General features: G+C 36.4%; 15 protein-coding genes and 1 other RNA gene. 6 read left to right on the plus strand and 10 right to left on the minus strand.

Annotation, left to right across the window (positions count from 1 at the left end; translation table 11 throughout):
- Nucleotides 1–208 precede the first annotated feature (208 nt).
- Together rnpB and OFO07_RS01030 are read left to right on the plus strand one after the other, a co-directional pair.
- An RNA gene (rnpB, locus tag OFO07_RS01025) (RNase P RNA component class A) lies at nucleotides 209–535 on the plus strand.
- A 47-nt stretch (nucleotides 536–582) separates the two neighbouring features.
- On the plus strand, nucleotides 583–705 hold the full coding sequence (locus OFO07_RS01030) for a hypothetical protein (protein WP_270870620.1): 123 nt from the start codon (nucleotides 583–585) through the stop codon (nucleotides 703–705).
- 222 nt (nucleotides 706–927) lie between these two features.
- On the opposite strand, the gene OFO07_RS01035 is transcribed toward OFO07_RS01030, so the two are convergent.
- Both OFO07_RS01035 and rsmH read right to left on the minus strand, forming a co-directional pair.
- Complete coding sequence (locus OFO07_RS01035; protein ID WP_270870621.1) at nucleotides 928–1,317, minus strand: hypothetical protein; 390 nt, start codon at nucleotides 1,315–1,317, stop codon at nucleotides 928–930.
- 116 nt (nucleotides 1,318–1,433) lie between these two features.
- Nucleotides 1,434–2,369 carry a 16S rRNA (cytosine(1402)-N(4))-methyltransferase RsmH gene (gene rsmH, locus OFO07_RS01040; RefSeq protein ID WP_270870622.1) on the minus strand — a complete coding sequence of 312 codons (936 nt, stop codon included), beginning with the start codon at nucleotides 2,367–2,369 and terminating at the stop codon, nucleotides 1,434–1,436.
- 63 nt (nucleotides 2,370–2,432) lie between these two features.
- On the opposite strand from rsmH, the gene OFO07_RS01045 reads away from it, so the two are divergent.
- The 4 genes from OFO07_RS01045 (at nucleotide 2,433) to ftsZ (ending at nucleotide 7,137) form a co-directional block, all read left to right on the plus strand.
- Nucleotides 2,433–2,999, plus strand: a complete 567-nt coding sequence (locus tag OFO07_RS01045) for a class II aldolase and adducin N-terminal domain-containing protein (RefSeq protein ID WP_270859434.1) — start codon at nucleotides 2,433–2,435, stop codon at nucleotides 2,997–2,999.
- 127 nt (nucleotides 3,000–3,126) lie between these two features.
- Nucleotides 3,127–4,584 (plus strand): peptidylprolyl isomerase, encoded by a 1,458-nt coding sequence (locus tag OFO07_RS01050; RefSeq protein WP_270870623.1) that lies wholly within the window; start codon nucleotides 3,127–3,129, stop codon nucleotides 4,582–4,584.
- The gene (ftsA, locus tag OFO07_RS01055) at nucleotides 4,577–5,956 is read left to right on the plus strand and encodes a cell division protein FtsA (protein ID WP_270862402.1); all 1,380 of its coding nucleotides are present in this window, start codon (nucleotides 4,577–4,579) and stop codon (nucleotides 5,954–5,956) included. Before OFO07_RS01050 ends, ftsA begins: the two co-directional genes overlap by 8 nt.
- Before the next feature lie 20 nt (nucleotides 5,957–5,976).
- Nucleotides 5,977–7,137 carry a cell division protein FtsZ gene (gene ftsZ, locus OFO07_RS01060; protein WP_270870624.1) on the plus strand — a complete coding sequence of 387 codons (1,161 nt, stop codon included), beginning with the start codon at nucleotides 5,977–5,979 and terminating at the stop codon, nucleotides 7,135–7,137.
- Nucleotides 7,138–7,451: 314 nt separating this feature from the next.
- Here the strand turns inward: ftsZ and OFO07_RS01065 are convergent, their stop codons facing one another.
- The 8 genes from OFO07_RS01065 to OFO07_RS01100 form a co-directional block, all read right to left on the minus strand.
- Entirely contained in the window at nucleotides 7,452–7,646 is a 195-nt protein-coding gene (locus OFO07_RS01065; RefSeq protein ID WP_270870625.1) for a hypothetical protein, read from the minus strand.
- 191 nt (nucleotides 7,647–7,837) lie between these two features.
- Nucleotides 7,838–9,112 (minus strand): PDDEXK-like family protein, encoded by a 1,275-nt coding sequence (locus tag OFO07_RS01070; protein ID WP_270870626.1) that lies wholly within the window; start codon nucleotides 9,110–9,112, stop codon nucleotides 7,838–7,840.
- Nucleotides 9,113–9,352: 240 nt separating this feature from the next.
- Nucleotides 9,353–9,541 (minus strand): hypothetical protein, encoded by a 189-nt coding sequence (locus OFO07_RS01075; protein WP_270866413.1) that lies wholly within the window; start codon nucleotides 9,539–9,541, stop codon nucleotides 9,353–9,355.
- A 33-nt stretch (nucleotides 9,542–9,574) separates the two neighbouring features.
- On the minus strand, nucleotides 9,575–10,399 hold the full coding sequence (locus OFO07_RS01080; RefSeq protein WP_270870627.1) for a hypothetical protein: 825 nt from the start codon (nucleotides 10,397–10,399) through the stop codon (nucleotides 9,575–9,577).
- A 3-nt stretch (nucleotides 10,400–10,402) separates the two neighbouring features.
- On the minus strand, nucleotides 10,403–10,900 hold the full coding sequence (locus OFO07_RS01085; protein ID WP_270870628.1) for a glycine zipper family protein: 498 nt from the start codon (nucleotides 10,898–10,900) through the stop codon (nucleotides 10,403–10,405).
- Nucleotides 10,897–11,556 (minus strand): hypothetical protein, encoded by a 660-nt coding sequence (locus tag OFO07_RS01090; protein WP_270870629.1) that lies wholly within the window; start codon nucleotides 11,554–11,556, stop codon nucleotides 10,897–10,899. The genes OFO07_RS01085 and OFO07_RS01090 overlap by 4 nt, the downstream gene beginning before the upstream one ends.
- Before the next feature lie 263 nt (nucleotides 11,557–11,819).
- A complete protein-coding gene (locus OFO07_RS01095; RefSeq protein WP_270866408.1) occupies nucleotides 11,820–12,128 on the minus strand; it encodes a heat shock protein transcriptional repressor HspR in 309 nt (102 codons plus the stop codon).
- Between the two features lie 9 nt (nucleotides 12,129–12,137).
- On the minus strand, nucleotides 12,138–13,025 hold the full coding sequence (locus OFO07_RS01100; RefSeq protein ID WP_270870630.1) for a DnaJ C-terminal domain-containing protein: 888 nt from the start codon (nucleotides 13,023–13,025) through the stop codon (nucleotides 12,138–12,140).
- Nucleotides 13,026–13,055 lie beyond the last annotated feature (30 nt).

Consider the following 13,055-nt stretch of genomic DNA (forward strand, 5'->3'; position numbering starts at 1 on the left):
TCAAACAAATTTTGCCCCTAAGTGTCATTGCGAGAATTTTGCGTAGCAAAATTCGTGGCAATCTACAAAGTTTAAATTAAGAGCAGGGCAAATGGCAGGATTTCATAGAAATTTAAATTTTAAAATTCTAGGCTCATAGCTTAAAAATTACAAATTTTTCCAAATTTGGCGTTTGTGAAATTTAAGCATAAAAGGCTATAATTGCGCTTCGGCGTGGCGAGCGGTCGCTTGTGATAAACAAGAGGAAAGTCCGAGCTGCAATAAGACAGAGTTGCGTCTAACGGACGCCGTGGGAAACCATAGGGAAAGTGCAACAGAAAGCAAACCGCCATAGCGTTCGCGCTGTGGTAAGGGTGAAAGGGCGGGGTAAGAGCCCACCGCGCGCATGGAGACATGGGCGGCAGTGCAAACCCAACTCGCAGCAAGAATAGAAGGTAAGGTCTTATAAGATACTATTCGCTAGAACTGGTTTGCAAAAACCAGTGTAGATAAATGACCGCACAGACAGAACTCGGCTTATAGCCACGCCTTTCATTTATTTTTGCAAAATTTTCACAATAATAGTAGTAAATGTAGTTGAATTTGTCATTGCGAGCGAGTGAAATGAGCGTGCAATCTACGAGTTTAAAATTTAAGGTTAGTTTGTTTGCTAAAATTTTGAAATTTATGGAATTTTATAAAATTTGCGAATTTATCGTTCGGTGATTTTAGCTCGTAGATTGCCACGAATTTTGCTAACGCAAAATTCTCGCAATGACAGATTAAAGGCTATGGAATTTTTCTGGATTGCACGCCTAGTAAAACAGCTTCTCAAAATGGCAAATCAAAATTTCGGGGCAGTGTTTCAAACTTGCGGTAGCGAAATAAATTTAAAATTAATCACATAAATTTTTTGTTAGTTAGTGCGTTAGTTAGCCAAACTGGGCGTTAGTTTGGTTTGTCATCGAGATTGACGGCGTCGATGATCTCTTTTTTGAAGCGCAAAAACTCGATATTGTTTTTAAGCGCGCGGTTTTCTTCGAGCAAGACCTCGTGTTTGGTGCGAAGCTCTGCGATGTCGCGCGAAATGTAGTAAATCTCGTTTCGGATAAAAATCGCCGGCACGGTTAGCAAAAACACGAACATCATTACCAAATAGGTCATCAAAAGTTTGTTTAAGGATAAATTTACCTCTTTGAAATTTGTGGTTTGGTAGTTTTGCAAAATTTGGTTTTGTTCGTCGCTGATATATTCGCTCGTCTTGGGCGTGGATTTGGCTCTGTTTGGGACGGAATTATTTATGATAAAATCATATTCGTTATTCAAAATTTTCTCCATTTTAATTTTAAAATTTTCAAAATTAGAAAAATTATAAGTAAAATTTAGCATAATATTTTACACAAAATTTTGCTTATAATTTTTAATAAAATTTTACTAAAATAGCCTAAATTTGGCTATTTTATCTGAAAAATTCTCAGTTTCGCACTACTTGCGCGAGAATTTTGCGCTAGCTCTTCGCTACTAGCGGTGATTGGCTTTTTGCTTATGATTTTGCCTAGATTGTGGTTAGCTCCACACTCGCATTTTAGTGCAAATTCTGGGCAAATACACGCTTTTTCCCACTCTTTAAAACGCGTTTTTACGATACGATCTTCGAGCGAGTGAAAGGAGATTATAGCAATTTTTGCATTAGTTAAGACTTTATTTTTTGCTTTTTGTTCGATTAAATTTAAAAGCTCGCCAAGCTCGCCAAGTTCGTTATTTACCTCGATTCTGATTGCCTGAAATGCGAGGATTGCAGGGCTTACGCTTCTGTTTTTGGCAGGTTTAGTGCCGATTATTTGCGCCAAATCTTTCGCGCTGGTAATCGGTGAGAGTTTGCGTGCTTGGATAATTTTTTCAGCGATTTGATATGCGTTTGGTAGCTCGCCATATTCGCGCAAAATCCGTGTAAGTTCATCTTTTGTATAATTATTTACTATAAATTTCGCGTCTTTTGAGCAGGAGCTGTCCATACGCATATCTAGCTCGTCGCTTCCTAGCCCAAAACCCCGCTCGTTTTTGTCGATTTGAAGCGATGAAACGCCGATATCGGCTAAAATTCCCCTTATGTTTTTTATTTTTTCATCTGGCAAAATTTTTAAAATTTCACTAAATTTTGCCTTATGGATTTGCACGCGATCTTTGAAATTTTCTAGCCTTTTACTCGAAAAATTTATCGCCTCGCTATCCCTATCACATGCGATTAAATGGACATTTGGTAGGCTTTGCAAGATACCTTGGCTATGTCCTGCGTATCCTAGGGTGCAATCAAGTATGTAGCCGCCTTGGGTGTCCGAAAATGCGCTAAGTGTTTCGTTAAATAAAACTGGAATATGAGGAATTTGCAAACTTAATCCTTTTAAAATTTCTAGTTTAGTATAATAGCGCATTTTTTAGGTAAAAGGTAAAAAATGGACGAGTATTATTACGAAATTTTGCGTAGAATTTCGCTTTCGATGTTTAGAAAGGAGCTTTTTGGCATTTTTCACGGCTCGATTTCAGCCAAAGTTAAGGATAATCAATTCATTATCAACAAAAAAAATGCCATTTTTGATAGCCTAGGCTTGGACGATTTCGTGGCGTTGTTTGCCAAAAAGGACTATCGTTGGGAAGAGGCGAGTATAGATAGTGATATACATTTAAATATATATAAAAATATTAAAGAAGCCAAATTCGTTGCTTACGCTATGCCACCGTATTTGCTTGCATATACCTTAGAACACGACTTTATCATACCGCGTGATTATTATGGTGCGACTATCATAAAACGACTTGAAATTTACGATCCGAAAAATTACGATGATTGGCACGATAGGGCACCGCACGAAATTTACAATTATATGATGAGCGAAAATAGTGATATCATCGTGGTTAGGGGATATGGCGTGTTTGCGTATGCCAGAAGCGCACAGAGCCTTGCGAAAAAAATCGCGGTTTTGGAAAATAGTTGCAAAATGCTTTTACTAAACCATAATTAACTTTTTTGTAAAAAAATGTTACTAACGCGTTATAAAATGACAAAAATGCCTATTTTTCAGTGTTACATAAGGTTTTTATCTGTATAATACTAACATATTTTGTTAGTTGATTAAAGGGAAATAATTTATGATCAATTGGATGCAAAAGCATAAAAAGTCGCTCATACCTACTATCTGGATTAGCACGATAGCTTTCGTCGGTGCTGGTTTTGTGGGCTGGGGCGCGTATGATATGAACGCAAACAGAGCTGGTTCTATCGCCAAAGTAGGACAAATTTCTGTTACTAACCAAGAACTAAATACGAAATATTCTGAGCTTTATAATCGTCTTTATAGCATGAGTGACGGCAGATTTACTAGGGAGCAAGCTGATCAAATGCGCCTAGACGAAATCGCTGCAAACGAGCTTATTAAAGAGGCATATTTTTTAAATTTCGCTAACGATTTGGGGCTAAGGGCTACGGAAAAAGATGTGGCCGAGTTTGTGGTAAATGCGCCAGCCTTCCAAGAAAATGGCGTTTTTAATCAGACTTTATACGATAACAGCGTCAAAAATTCAGGTCTTACCAAAAAAGAATTTGAGCGAAATTTACAAAAAGCAATCACGCTAGAAAAGCTTAGCGACGCGATAAAAGTCGTGCCAAATATGGATATCGTTGAGGCTATCACGGCCTCTGGTTTGGTGCAAGATAGCGTGCAAGCACAAATAATTTACGCTGATGATAATGTTAGTTTTAGCGACGATGAGTTAAAGAAATTTTGGGAGGGCGAAAAAAATCACTATATGAGTGAGAAAAAATACATCCTAAATACATACTTTATGCCTACCAAAACAGCAGAGGCTAGCGACGCCGAACTGGAAAAATTTTATAACGAAAATCGCTCGGCATATCGTGGAAGCGATGATAAGGTGTTAGATTTCGCCGCAGCAAAAGATAGCGTGATAAAGGATTTTAGCGTCGATCAAGCCAAAAAAACAGCGCTAAAAAAATATTTGGAAATCAAAAAAGGCGAAGCTGATACCAATGAAACCATTATCGCCACGCCTAGCACATTTCCTGTGGGTGAGCTTGGAGAGGCTAAGGTCGGCGAGATTTTAAAACCTTTTGCTTACAATGACGGAAATTTAATCGTAAAAATCGCTAGCATAGACGAGCCAAAACCTCTTGGTTTCGAAGAGGCAAAAGAGTTAGCGGCGGCTGATTACCGCGTGGTTAGGGCTAGCGAGGTTTTAAACGAAAATGCGCAAAACGCACTTAAAGATTTCAAAGGAACTGAATTTGGCAAATTTACGCTAAATTCACAAAATACAACTTCGCTTAGAGATGATGAATTTTATAAATTTATCAGCGAAATGTTTTCTAAACCAGCCAAAGAGGGCGTTGTGCTTTTTGACGATAAGGCTTTGGTCTATAAAATCACAGAACAAAGCTTAGGCGATGATACTAGCATAAACGAAAACAAATCCATGGTAGCGCAAAGAATCGACGGTATGATAAATTCAAATCTCCAAGGCGATTTGTTAAAACTTCTTGAAAAGCGTTATAAACTCGAAAGATATTATAAAGGTAGAGATAGTGAGTGAGTATATCTTAGGCTTAGACATCGGGTCTAACAAAATTCGTGCTTTAATAGCCAAAAATGACGGCGAGTTGAGCATTAGCGGAGTAGGTGTAGCTGATACCTTAGGTATAAAAAAGGGTGTGATTACTAACATCGAGCAGGCTGCTAGCTCAATCAAACAAGCTGTAAAAGGCGCTATCAAAAGTGCTGGTCGCAACTACGATAGAGCGGTGGTTTCGATATCTGGTTCGTATGCCAAAAGTGTGAAATCGCGTGGTGTAATCACTATGGAGCGCGAGATCGGTATCCACGAGATAGATCGCGCTATGAAGGTAGCCCAAGCGCAAGCCAATGTCCCGAACGACTATACTATTTTGCATGTGCTTCCTTATGATTTCAAAATTGACGAGCAAGAGCATATAGAAGATCCTCTTGGCATGAGTGGATCGAGGCTAGAAGTATCGGTTCATATCATAATCGCTCCAAAAAGCTCAATCCAAAATTTGAAAAAATCAGTAGAAATGGCAGGGGTAAAGGTTAGCAATATAGTCCTATCTGGCTATGCCTCATCAATTTCTACACTAACAAAAGATGAAAAAGAGTTAGGCGTAGTGCTTATAGATATGGGCGGAGCGACTTGCGATGTGGTTATTCACCTAGGCAATTCGTTGCGTTATAACGATGTGGTTATGTTAGGTTCGAATAACATCACTAACGACCTTTCTCGTGCGCTTCACACACCGCTACCTTATGCAGAAAATATAAAAATCACATATAATGATTTGATAAACGAGGGCGACAGCGAGGTAAATTTGCCTATCATGGGCGAAAGGGAAGATGAGAGTAAGTTGATTTCCCTTGAAATTATTTCGCAAGTAATATTAGCAAGAGTTAAGGAAATATTCGATCTTTTAGCCGATAAAATAGATAAAAGTGGCTACAAAGACAGGCTTGGCGCTGGCGTAGTCATCACTGGTGGTATGGCTAAGCTAGATGATGTCAGAGACCTAGGCACTATGGTTTTTGATAACATATCTGTTAGAGTAGCTAGACCAAAGAGCGTTAGTGGGCTTTCTGAGATTTCTTACGATAGTGCTAATGCTTGTGCGGTTGGACTTTGTATGTATGGATTTGGCGATTTTACGCCGTATGAGATTGATTCTAACGGCGAGCTTCGTTACAAAGATGAAACTATAAAAATCTCTACGAGCAGAGAGAGTTCGACATACTATGAAAAAGAAGTAACGCAAGCGATAGAAACAGAAGAGGTAAAAAGCAGTGTTACTAACACTAACACTATGGCAAATAACGGCGGGCTTGGCATTGGGCTTCCAGAGAAAAAGAAGCCAAATATGTTTGAAAAATTTATGACAATGATAAAAAATAGCTTTTAATTTTAATAGAGGAGATTGCAATGAAAGGATTTATTGTGGAAGAAAACAAAGGTGTTTATGGCGCCAAAATGAAAGTAATCGGCGTCGGTGGCGGCGGTTGCAATATGATTAATCATATGATTAGAGAGGGTTTTACTAAGGCCGATGTCGAGCTTATGGTGGCTAACACAGATGTTCAAGCACTAGAAAAATCAATCGCAAAAACTAGAATTCAACTTGGACCAAATTTAACCAGAGGACTTGGTTGCGGTATGGATCCTACTATGGGTCGCGGTGCTGCCGAGGAGAGCTATGAGGATCTAAAAGATCGCCTAGATTACGCTGATATGGTCTTTGTAGGCTCTGGTTTTGGTGGTGGCACAGGCACTGGCGCGGCTCCAATCGTAGCAAAAGCTGCTAAGGAGAAAAAGGCCCTAACAATCGGTATCGTTACAACTCCGTTTGATTTCGAGGGTAAAAAACGCATGCGCCTAGCGCAAGAGGGCTTAGAAGAGCTTAAAAAAGAGTGCGATTCTGTAATCGTAATCCCAAATCAAAATTTATTGAAAATCATTGATAAAAAAACAGGTATCAAAGAGGCCTACAAAAAGGTCGATAATGTCCTAGCCCAAGCTGTAAATGGTATGATTTCTGTGATTTTAGAATCAGGCGATAGCGATATGAATGTGGATTATGCTGATGTTCGCAAGGTAATGCAACACCGCGGTATGGCGCTAATGGGCACAGGTGTATGCGACGGCGAGGACGCGGCAGAGGAAGCGATAAAAGCAGCTATCCAATCACCGCTACTTGATAATGTTTCAATCAACGGCGCACAAGGCGTTTTGGTTCATTTCAAAATTTCACCTGATTGCTCGCTTATCGAAATCGAGTGCGCTATGAATATCATCAGAGAGGCTGTCAGCGAGGACGCGGATATAATCTTTGGAACGACAACAGATGATAGTATCGAAAATAACCGCGTAGAGGTTACTCTGATAGCTACTGGCTTCGAAAAGAGCGCCGCTGAAAAAAAGCAAGTAATTAAACAAAGCGTCGCTGATAGCAGACAAGCTATCCTAGAAAAATGCGCTAGAAGCTCATTTTTCGCTAAACAAAAAGTAGCTAGTGGCGATTTCAACGGCGATGAAACTTATGATGAGTTAGAAGAGCCGACATTTTTACGCAAACAAATGGATTAATAATCCTTTAAAAGCAATTCTTCTATTATCGGTGCGCACCCCGCGCACCGGTTTGATTTAGATAAATTTTAAAATTTAGAAAATTTTATAAGTCTTTGTTTCGTGTAATACGAGCTTGGATTTTGAGCGTGGTTTGCTCGTATTAAAATGCATCATTTCGCAATTCATTGTCAAATTTTATCTCATCGCAAATCGCAGGGATAAACTCCTTGAATTTCCATCAAATAAGCCAAATTTACTATCTTTTTTCACGAGCAAAATAAGAGTTTTTGCTAGTTTTATCTTTGCCATAGTGGCATAGCTGTTTTTGGTTTTTAAATTATCATCTGCTCGACTTCAAATTTTTCGATTTTGTTTATAAAATCGCGTAAAATCTCAATACCCTTTGGTCTTAATTTTCTGCACATTTTGATGATTTCATTTAGTTCAAACGAATTATGGCTATAATAACTAATATAGCCCCCATACAATATAGATCCAATGTCTGATTTTTCTTTGAATTCAGGCATTTCAAATCCACAAAAGGCAATTTGTTTAATCTCATCATCATCGTTCCTACCACTTTGTAGATACAGGCTTAAATTTTGCCTTTTTCTATCTCATCTACCAAAAGATAAATCGCCGCATATTTGTAAGGCAAATTTAATGAATTCATTTTTTGCTCCTTTTTCATCTCTTAATCCGTAAAATTTAGCTAGTTTCATTTGTGATCCTTTTGGGTGGTTTCTATCAAATATCTATTTGGGTTATTATTGAATTCTTCTAGTATAGGTTCTAAAATTTCAAAGTTATTATCTATTTCGTTATAAAATTTTTCAGAAGCTAAATTTATAGAATTTTCTAAATTATTTTTGTCAAATTCTAATATATATTCAATCAAATTTTTATTGCAAATTTCTTTATATATGTAAGTTTCATCTTTGTAAAATTTAAATGAGTTTAAATCTTTAAAATCTTTGTTTATATTTTGTTTTTCAAATTTTTCTTTGGTTGCAATACCAAAACTGACACTGTTTCTTTGTGCCTGATAATCTAGTTGTAAGAAAAAATTTTCGATATTATCATTTGTTATTTTAAACAAATATTCTTCTTCCTTTCTTTCTTTTTCATTTAAGATTTTAAATTTCAAATTTGGATTATATATTTCAAATTTTTCTTTTATTTTTTCTAAAAATTTATTTAAAATTTCTTTTTTACGCTTTTCAAAATACCCGTTTTTGAAGTATTTTTCCATTTCACTAAGAAATTTATAATTTTCATAATTAACCAATAAATTATCTATTTTCATAGCCATAACACTCCTATATCGTCCTAAAATTTTATCTATGACTTCCAAGTAAGCCTTTAAATAAATAGCCAAATTTTCAGGATTATTTACTTTTGCTAAACAAAGTTCTATCCAATTTTTGATTTCTTTGTCGTATGAAATAAGCCCATATTTTCCGATTTCATTTTTATTTTTATCTAAAATTTTATTATCGTTAGAAAAATCATATTTTGTTGTATTTTTCGGCTTGTTTGCATTTGGCGTGAGATACAAAAGTAAAAATTCTTTCTTATCTTTACTCAAATTGTCTATATATTTATCTATTTGCCCGCTTTTTTCATCATCGCCTTTGTTGTCGCTTGTATCTATTTTGTTTTCTAAAACTATACATTTTTTATTTTCTTCTATAAAAATATCATATCTTGCGTCGTCGCTAGCAACATATTCTTTTTTAACGATTACATTTTTTGTATCATCAAAAAAATTATCATATCCGATAGCGCATAAAAATAGTTTTAAAAACAAATCGCTTTGATAGTGTTCGCCGTCTGTATCTAGCAACGAAAATATAAAAGCCGAGTGCAAACCCGCTTCTTCGTTGTCTTTGCGTAAAATAGAGAAAAGATTATAATCATTTTTCCCCATTTTTACACTATTTGCGAAATTAGTTTTCAGCTGATTTTTTATTTTTTCAAATTTTCCCTTCATTGCTTACACCAAAATTTTATAAAACTTCGAATTCTACATCTATCGTTTCATTACTAAAATTATCTATTTGTCTTAGCCAAGCATAAAAATCGTTTTTATATTTTTCTAAGTTTTTTGCCTGTTTTTTGATTTCTAATGCTCTTTGTCGTAACTCGTCATAAGACGAAAAACTTTTTTATAAACTCATTGCTATCTATTAAAGATAAATTCCGCTCTTTGATTTTCAAAAAAATTATGCGATTATCTTGGTCGCATGCTTATCTGTCTGCCTTTTTCATCGTAAGTGTAAATGCTGGTTTTGCTAGCTAGTGTTACGCTACTGGCTGTAAAGCCAAGAAGCGTAACGCCAACCGCACTTCTACTGAAAAGCAACTTCGAGCCGTTATACACAAAAAGTGTCGAGCCTTTTATTATCGCTAGGGTTATCATTTTTGCCCCTTTTTATTTAAAAATTTTGTTTAATTAAAACTCCAATTTCCAGCGAATTTTGCTATAAAATGAATAAGAAGTTTCGCTTTCGCTTATAAAATTCGCTTCAACACCTGCTCTTAAAAAATCAGCCACGCCGCCATTTAGCGACATATCTACCAAAAATTTTGCACTTTTTTGTAAAGAAGTAGTTAATTTTTCTGTTTGCTCCAAATTTCCGCCGATTTGTGAAGTGCCGTCATAGCACCTTATTAATCCTGCAAATTCGGGCGGCAGGGCATTTAAATTTATATTTTCTTCGTCTATGAATTGTTGCAACTTTTCTTTTGATACGGCTTTGTTATTTGGGAAATTTCCTTTGACTAATTTTTCTGCAAATCTTTTTTCATCCGAATTTTCTTTTTTTTCAATCGAAGCTTTTGCTTCTGCACTGATTTTTTTGAAGCTACCACCGACGCCTGTTTCGAGTGTTTTTTTGCGCTCTTCTAAATTTATCTCTTCTTCGTAAAATTCGAATTCATAGCTTTTTGCGCCCATTTTCATCGCCAAAGCAAAAAGAACCGCTTTAATTTCATCTCTATATAAAATTTGAAAATCTTTCAGCGGGAAAAATAGATTATTTCTAAGTTCAGAATAGACTAAATATAAATTTTCATCTTCTGGTAAATTTTTTATAGGGATTAAATTAGAGTTTCGTTTTACAAAATAATCTCCAAATTCCAAATCATCTTTTAAAATTATTTCATATTTCTTTTTCTGCGTTAGTGGTTCTGTATCTTCTGGATTTTTTTCAAATAATTTTTTAGTATCATAATCCAAAACTAAAATTTCTTGTTTATTTGGTATTGAGATTGCCATTTTTTATCCTTTTATCTTTGTTGCGATATTGCCGATGATTGCACCTGCCACACCAAGTGCAATAGCTTTAATGGCAGTATCCGTAGCAATAGCTCCCACTAATAGTCCCACAACACCGCCTATAATAGTATTTTTCTTATTTTGTTTTGATTTTTTGGCTTTTGCTTCATCACAAATTCGCAAAAATCGTTCATAATCAAGCCCTGCCAACTTAATAGTTTTTTGAATTTCACTTTGGTCTGATTTATAATCCCAAAGTATTTTTGCCACCCTTGTTCTACCAATATCGTCTTTTTCTGGGTGATAAATAAACATAAAATTTATATTTCTTAGCAACTTTGCTTTTTCTCTATCGTCCCATAAAAAACCATTTTTGTTCATAGGAAATGAAATTTCATTGTAAATTCTTTGAATTTCATCTTTGTTTTTTAACTCTTTTCCATTTTCCCACGCTAGTTGGTCTTGGTCGTGGTTTTTACCTTGAATTGTTATTTTTATCATTTTTGTTCTCCTATGATAAATGGCATTAAGTGTTCGGTTTTGGTCTTTGTCATATCAAAAATTTCACACTCTACGCCAAGTTCTCTTATCTGGTTTTCGATATTTTCTTTATCTTTTTTTGTAAATTCATCGCCCCTAGTGCCTAAAACCTTAAAATTTATCTTTTTTTCTCTTGCTGGCTTTGAATTTATAGAATTTATTTGTTTTAAAAACGCCTTAATATCAGCTTGTATATCTTTTTTCTCTTTTGGATTATCTCTATAAAGCTTGGCGTCAAAAAGGTAAATGAAATAAATATTTTTATTAGAATATTCATCGCTAAAAATCTTTTTTCGCAATTCTGCTTTTTGATTATTTGCTTTATCTGCACCACTGACATTATGAAATTCTGTTACAGCAAATTCAGTATTGCCGTATTTTATCTCCATTTTAAGCATTTGATTATCTGGTGTAGCTTTATGCTTTTTTGTAAAACCTTTACCTGATAAAATATTTATCAAGGTATCTTTGCCACTCATACTTTTACCATCTAGGGCAATAATATTTTCTTTGCCTTCTAGCCACACTGCAATTAAAGCAATAGGAACTAATATCGGAGAAAAAATTACAAAAACAACTATCGTTGCTATTTCTCCTACTTTATCCCAAAATCCCATTTAAACTCCTTTTTTAAAAAAATTCGTTTATTTTACCCCCCCCCCCCCCATAAAAAAAACTTAAAATTTTAATCGTTTCGATGAAAAAGATTTTTGCAAATTAGTAGATAAGGTTTCGTAGTTTTGGGCTGAATTTAAAATTTATCAAATTTATCGCTGGGAAATTTGGGGAATTTATCGAATTACAGGGGGAAATTTGGCGAAATTTATCGAAATTTAGCAAATTTGGCTCATAGCCCAAAATTTCAAATTTCGCTAAATTTTCAAATCTCTCCGCCGAGTTCTAAAATCTTCCCACGCAAAATTTCGATCTCTTTTTCGTATTCGCTGATTTGATCTTGCAGTCTAAAAATCACATCCACGCCCGCTAAATTCACGCCGAGCTCCTTTGTGAGATTTACTATCATACGGATTTTATCCATATCGCGCGCCGAATACAGCCTCATTTTGCCGTCCGTCCTGCCCGGCTTGACTAGGCCCTCGCGCTCGTATTGGCGCAGAGTTTGGGGGTGGATATCTAGCACCTTGGCTACGATTGAGATTAGATAAACCGGCTCGTCATAATCGTGCATATTTTCTCCTTATAATTTTTCTAGCACTTCGCGCGCTTCATCGCTTAGGCTATCGGCGTCTGGCAAGACGATATTTACTACGGCGTAGAGATCGCCTAAAATTTTGGTTTTGCGGTTTTGCACGCCATAGCCTTTGAGGCGGTATTTTTGGCCGTTTTTGGTGTTTTTGCTGATTTTAATCGTGGCTGTTTTTTTGGGTGTGGCGACCTCGATTTTGCCACCAAAAAGCGCAGTTTTTAGCGGGACATCGATTTTTTTGCTTAAATCATCGCCGTTACGCTCATACTCAGCGCTTGGCGAAATTTTAATCTCCAAAATCAAATCTCCGCTTTGCTCGCCGTTTGAGTTGCCTTTGCCCCTAATGCGCAGTTTCTCGCCTGTATTAATCCCCGCTGGGATCTTGAATTTCACATTTTCGCCACCTAAATTTATACTCATTTCTCCGCCATTTATCGCGGTGTCAAAGGGGATTTCGATCGCGCTGTGTTTGTCTAAATCTGCGCCAAATCCGCCGCTAAACCCAGCACCGAATCCAAACGGATTAAACCCGCCGCCAAAATCAAAGCCCCCGCGTGAGCCCTTCGCGCCAGAAAATCCGCCAAAAATGCTGTTTAAAATGTCGTTTAAATCGCCCATGCCAGCCGAACCCTTGGCGAAATCGTGGAAATTTTGACCGCCAAACATTGAGTCGCCGTATTGGTCATACTGAGCGCGTTTTTTCTCATCGCTTAAAATTTCATACGCTGCGTTGATTTCTTTGAATTTTTCCTCTGCGCCGGGGTCTTTGTTGATATCTGGGTGATACTTTCTAGCGAGCCTGCGATAGGCTTTTTTAATCTCGTCAGCACTGGCAGATTTGCTAATGCCAAGAGTTTCATAAAGGCTAGAATTTGCCATTTTTCCTCCCTTTTTTTCTTAAATTTTATA

It is taken from the genome of Campylobacter sp. JMF_06 NA1, assembly GCF_027737785.1.
Classification (GTDB): Bacteria; Campylobacterota; Campylobacteria; order Campylobacterales; family Campylobacteraceae; genus Campylobacter_B.

Coding starts and splice junctions, on each gene's coding strand:
- OFO07_RS01035 (WP_270870621.1), bottom strand. CDS start 1,317: ATGGAGAAAATTTTGAATAACGAATATGATTTTATCATAAATAATTCC.
- OFO07_RS01045 (WP_270859434.1), top strand. CDS start 2,433: ATGGACGAGTATTATTACGAAATTTTGCGTAGAATTTCGCTTTCGATG.
- OFO07_RS01050 (WP_270870623.1), top strand. CDS start 3,127: ATGATCAATTGGATGCAAAAGCATAAAAAGTCGCTCATACCTACTATC.
- ftsZ (WP_270870624.1), top strand. CDS start 5,977: ATGAAAGGATTTATTGTGGAAGAAAACAAAGGTGTTTATGGCGCCAAA.
- OFO07_RS01065 (WP_270870625.1), bottom strand. CDS start 7,646: ATGCCTGAATTCAAAGAAAAATCAGACATTGGATCTATATTGTATGGG.
- OFO07_RS01070 (WP_270870626.1), bottom strand. CDS start 9,112: ATGAAGGGAAAATTTGAAAAAATAAAAAATCAGCTGAAAACTAATTTC.
- OFO07_RS01075 (WP_270866413.1), bottom strand. CDS start 9,541: ATGATAACCCTAGCGATAATAAAAGGCTCGACACTTTTTGTGTATAAC.
- OFO07_RS01080 (WP_270870627.1), bottom strand. CDS start 10,399: ATGGCAATCTCAATACCAAATAAACAAGAAATTTTAGTTTTGGATTAT.
- OFO07_RS01085 (WP_270870628.1), bottom strand. CDS start 10,900: ATGATAAAAATAACAATTCAAGGTAAAAACCACGACCAAGACCAACTA.
- OFO07_RS01090 (WP_270870629.1), bottom strand. CDS start 11,556: ATGGGATTTTGGGATAAAGTAGGAGAAATAGCAACGATAGTTGTTTTT.
- OFO07_RS01095 (WP_270866408.1), bottom strand. CDS start 12,128: ATGCACGATTATGACGAGCCGGTTTATCTAATCTCAATCGTAGCCAAG.
- OFO07_RS01100 (WP_270870630.1), bottom strand. CDS start 13,025: ATGGCAAATTCTAGCCTTTATGAAACTCTTGGCATTAGCAAATCTGCC.